Source organism: Microbacterium sp., from assembly GCF_039812165.1.
Classification (GTDB): domain Bacteria; phylum Actinomycetota; class Actinomycetes; order Actinomycetales; family Microbacteriaceae; genus Microbacterium.
Map to the genome: position 1 here is coordinate 1 of NZ_JBDIAB010000216.1, position 4,569 is coordinate 4,569.

General features: G+C 72.2%; 4 protein-coding genes. 3 read left to right on the plus strand and 1 reads right to left on the minus strand.

Going from position 1 to position 4,569, the window contains the following annotated elements:
* A partial coding sequence (locus WML84_RS13090; protein ID WP_347346581.1) for a hypothetical protein occupies positions 1-381 on the plus strand: 381 nt, incomplete at its 5' end.
* Positions 382-416: 35 nt separating this feature from the next.
* Here the strand turns inward: WML84_RS13090 and WML84_RS13095 are convergent.
* The gene (locus WML84_RS13095; protein WP_347346582.1) at positions 417-1,919 is read right to left on the minus strand and encodes an RNB domain-containing ribonuclease; all 1,503 of its coding nucleotides are present in this window, start codon (positions 1,917-1,919) and stop codon (positions 417-419) included.
* Positions 1,920-2,123: 204 nt separating this feature from the next.
* Between WML84_RS13095 and WML84_RS13100 the strand changes: the two genes are divergently transcribed.
* Positions 2,124-3,776, plus strand: a complete 1,653-nt coding sequence (locus tag WML84_RS13100) for an NCS1 family nucleobase:cation symporter-1 (RefSeq protein WP_347346583.1) — start codon at positions 2,124-2,126, stop codon at positions 3,774-3,776.
* Positions 3,773-4,513 carry an aspartate/glutamate racemase family protein gene (locus WML84_RS13105; protein ID WP_347346584.1) on the plus strand — a complete coding sequence of 247 codons (741 nt, stop codon included), beginning with the start codon at positions 3,773-3,775 and terminating at the stop codon, positions 4,511-4,513. Before WML84_RS13100 ends, WML84_RS13105 begins: the two co-directional genes overlap by 4 nt.
* Positions 4,514-4,569: the final 56 nt, after the last annotated feature.

The window sequence follows — 4,569 nt, forward strand, 5'->3', positions numbered from 1 at the left end:
GACTGCGAGCAGCTGGGCGCTCTGATCGACGTCGCCGGCATCATGCAGGGCACGGAGTTCTACGCCGGCTATCCGACCGGATTCGGGCCCTCCGTGAGCCGCGAGATCCTCGAGCGCGAGGGCGTCACGGCCTGGTGCCCGTGGTACTCGTACGAGCTCGGCGGCATCTGGATGAGACTGTATCCCGGGTCGGGCTTCCAGTGGGCGGAGGTCGCGGGCACACCGGCGACCGTCGCCGGGGCCGTCGAGGCCGTCACGATCGAGGGACCCGGAGCGTCGACGCTCTACGCGACGGACGGGACGAACACCGTGTCGGTGTCGGAGGCGCCGATCCCGCGCGAGGAGCTGGCGGCGCGGGTGCTGGCGGCGCTGAACGGCTGACGGTCGCCGGGCCGCCCGGCGGGCCTCGGCCTCGGTCAGCTCGTCGCGTCGACCCTGCTGAAGGTCGACGTGCCGTCGGCGATCGACGTGGCATCCAGCCGCAGGCGCACCAACGCGCCGGGGGCGACGTCGAGCGCGGGCACCGAGACCACGATGGGCGGGCGTCGCAGCTGCACGCGCGCGGTCCCGCGGCGCACGCGCAGCACGGCGCCGGTGAGGATCTCGCCCTCGCGGCCGTGCAGCACGGCTGCGGCGACACGGTCGAGCGTGTCGGCGTCGAGCCGGCTCGCACGCTGGGCCGAGCGCGCCATCAGCCGCGGCAGCTCCGGCAGGCTCTCTCGCGCCCACTCGGGGACCGGGTGGCCGTTCGCGAGCGCCTCGCAGATCACGAGCGACCAGCGGTCGATCAGCCGGCGCAGCGGCGCGGTCGCGTGCGCGTAGGGCGCGCCGATGGCCGCCTGATCGGGATCGGCCGGCGGCTCGCCGTCGAACGCGACGTAGCCCGCCCCGCGGAAGAGCCCGGCCGCGGCCTCGCGGATCGCGCGCGGCACCGGGCCCCGCCCGAGCCGCTGCAGGTAGTCGCCGTACGTCACGTCCTCGCGCCACGGCTCGCCGAGCGCGACGGTCTGCGTGCGGAACGCGGCGACGTCCTCGGCGGATGCCGGCGGCATCGTGCGGAGGATGCCGATGCCGCCGCGGAGCATGATGTCGGCCGCCGCCATGCCGGTCAGCAGCGACACGTGCGCGTTCCAGTCCTCGATCGGGAGCCCCGGATCGCGCTCCAGCCGGTACGCCCCGTGCCCGTCGCGGATCTCGGCCGGCTCGTCGTCGCCGCGCGCGGGCGCACCCTCGGGCTCGGCCACCACGCGAGTCTCCGGCAGGTTGAGGCTCGCGCCGCCGCGCTCGCTCTCGCGCGCGGAGCGCTCGGCGCCGAACCAGGGGAGCGCCGCGAAGGCCTCCGGCGCGGTGCCGCCGTCGACCGCGGCCTGTGCGTCCGCATAGCTCCACTGCGCGCGCGAGCGGATCACGGCGCGGGTCAGCGTCGTCGCGGTGGGCCGCGCGCCGTCGTCGAGCTCGAAGCGCCACACGTATGCGCGCCGGTCGCGATCGGCGAGGAGCGACGCGGCATCCTCGCTGAGCACCTCGGGGTGCAGCGGGATGCGGCGGTCCGCCGCGTAGAGGGTCTGCCCGCGCTCGCGCGCCTCGGCGTCGACCGCGCCGCCCGGCTCGACGAACGCCGGCACGTCGGCGATCGCGTAGTGGAGCACGGCGCCGCCGGCGGTGCGCTCGAGGTGCAGGGCCTGGTCGAGATCGGTCGAGCCGGGCGGGTCGATCGTCACGAACGGGATGCCGCGCAGGTCGGCCAGTCCTGCGGCAGCGGGGTCGACCGGCACGGAGCGGGCCGCGGCATCGGCCTCGGCGAGCACCGCGGGAGGGAAGTCGTCGGGCAGATCCAGCTCGTCGTGGAGGGCCGTGAGGGCGGCCGCCAGCTCGTCGCGCGCCGCGGTCGGGACGAGCCGGGAGCGCAGGACGGGCACGACGCCAGTGTAGGCGGGGGTTCGGAGGCGCACGCCGACATCGGCGCGCAACATCCCGCGAGGAATGTCATGCGGATGTTACAGCGGCGAAACCGGCCCTCACTCGTGAAGCAATAGCTTCACGAGTGACGCATCGCATCGCCAGACCAAGGCCGGTCATGATCCATGACCGGCCTTTCGCCATCTCCCGCGAAAGGCACTCCCATGGCACGCAACACGGAAGCGGCATCCCCCACCGCTCCTCAGGACATCGTCGAGGCGGCCGGCATGCCGGTCGGCTCCGGCAACATGAAGCCCGAGTACGACACCCGACTCGCCAACGAGGATCTCGCACCGCTGCGCAGGCAGAAGTGGTCCTGGTACAACATCTTCGCCTTCTGGATGTCGGACGTGCACTCCGTCGGAGGCTACGTCACGGCGGGCTCGCTGTTCGCGCTCGGCATCGCCGCGTGGCAGGTGCTCGTGGCGCTGGTCGTCGGCATCGTGATCGTCCAGGTCTTCACGAACCTGGTCGCCAAGCCCAGCCAGAAGACCGGCGTGCCCTACCCGGTCGTCAACCGGGCGATCTTCGGCATCAAGGGCGCGAACATCCCCGCGATCATCCGCGGCATCATCGCGATCGCCTGGTACGGCGTGCAGACGTTCCTCGCGGCGCAGTCGCTGAACATCATCTTCCTGAAGTTCGTGCCCGGCAGCGCCGCGCTGCTCGAGCACGAGTTCCTGGGCCTGTCGGCGCTCGGCTGGATCTCGTACGCGATCCTGTGGGTGGCGCAGGTGGCGCTGTTCTGGAACGGCATGGAGGTCATCCGCCGGTTCATCGACTGGGCCGGCCCCGCCGTCTACGTCGTCATGATCGTCCTCGCGGTCTACCTCGTCTCGCAGGCCGGCTGGGAGAACGTGAGCTTCGACCTGTCCGACCCGAGCCAGCCCGACGTCGGCTTCTGGGGCTCGATCGGGCTCATGTTCATGGCGATCGGCATCGTCGTGTCGTACTTCTCCGGGCCGATGCTGAACTTCGGCGACTTCGCGCGGTACGGCAAGAGCTTCAGCGCGGTCAAGAAGGGCAACCTCTGGGGCCTGCCGGTGAACTTCCTGTTCTTCTCGCTGCTGACCGTCATCACGGCCTCGGCCACGGTGCCGGTGTTCGGCGAGCTGATCACCGACCCGATCCACACCGTGGAGCGCATCGACACCCCGTTCGCGATCCTCCTCGGCGGCCTGACGTTCGTCACCGCGACGGTCGGCATCAACATCGTCGCGAACTTCATCTCGCCCGCGTTCGACTTCTCCAACGTCGCCCCGCACCGCATCTCGTGGCGCATGGGCGGCATGATCGCCGCGGTCGGCTCGGTGTTCCTGCTGCCGTGGAACTGGTACTCCAACGCGACCGCGATCCACTACTCGCTGGGACTCCTCGCGGCGCTCATCGGCCCGCTGTTCGGCCTGCTGATCGCCGGCTACTACGTCGCCGCGAAGCAGCGCATCAAGACCGACGCGATGTTCACGATGTCGGAGACGGGCGCCTACTGGTACTCGAACGGATACAACCCGAACGCGGTCAAGACGCTGCTGTGGGCCGGCATCCCGACGATCGTCCTCGCCGTCTTCCCGAAGATGTTCGCCGACCTCGGCATGGTCGACGTCTCGTGGATCGGCAACTTCACGTGGTTCATCGGCTGCGGTCTCGGGTACTTCTTCTTCGTGCTCTTCGAGCGCATGGACCCGCGCGTGCCGACGTTCGACGGCGAGACCGACGGCATCTCGGACGGCACGATCGACGGCGCCGCGGCGACCGCCGACTCGGAGCCGCCGGCGATCTCGGGCGAGATCCCGGTGCAGCAGGCCTCGTCGCGATGAGGATCACCCTCGTCAACCCGAACACCTCCCGGGCGATGACCGCGAAGATCGCGGACGCCGCCCGGGAGGTGGCCGGCCCCGACGTCGAGATCGTCGCGGTGTGCCCCGCCGAGGGCGCCGCGGCGATCGAGAGCCACGTCGACGAGGTGGCCGCCGCGCTCGCCGTGGTCGAGCTGATCGAGGCCGACCTGCGGGCCGGCGGCAGCGACGGCTACGTCGTCGCGTGCTTCGGGGATCCCGGGCTGGATGCCGCGCGCGAGCTCGTCGACGTGCCGGTCGTCGGCATCGCGGAGGCGGCGATGCACGTCGCCGCGCTCGCCGGACGCTCGTTCGCCGTCGTGACGACGCTCTCCCGCACGCTCGGCCGGGCCGACGACCTGCTGGCCCGGTACGGCATGCGGCGCGCGTGCGTGGCGCTCGAGGCCACCGGCATCCCGGTCCTCGAGCTCGAGGACACCGCCTCGCCCGCGGTCGACACGATCGTCGAGGTGTCCGCCCGGGCGGTCGCCACGGCGCGCGCCGACGTCATCGTGCTCGGCTGCGCGGGCATGGCCGACCTGTGCGCGACGGTGTCGCGGCGGGTCGGCGTGCCGGTCGTCGACGGCGTCGCCGCCGCGGTGGGGCTCGTCGCCGCGATGAGCCGCATGGGCGTCGGCACGAGCACGCGCGACGAGTACGCGCCGCCGCCTCGGCGGCCCGCGCCGGGTGTCGCGGCTCCGCCGGTCTCGACGTCGTAGCGGGCGATCTCCGGGTCGACGGTGCCGCCGGCACGTCGAGCGCCTGCGCCGGGGCG

Excerpts from the sequence above, each read along its gene's own strand:
- WML84_RS13100 (WP_347346583.1), top strand. The coding sequence starts at position 2,124 with ATGGCACGCAACACGGAAGCGGCATCCCCCACCGCTCCTCAGGACATC.
- WML84_RS13105 (WP_347346584.1), top strand. The coding sequence starts at position 3,773 with ATGAGGATCACCCTCGTCAACCCGAACACCTCCCGGGCGATGACCGCG.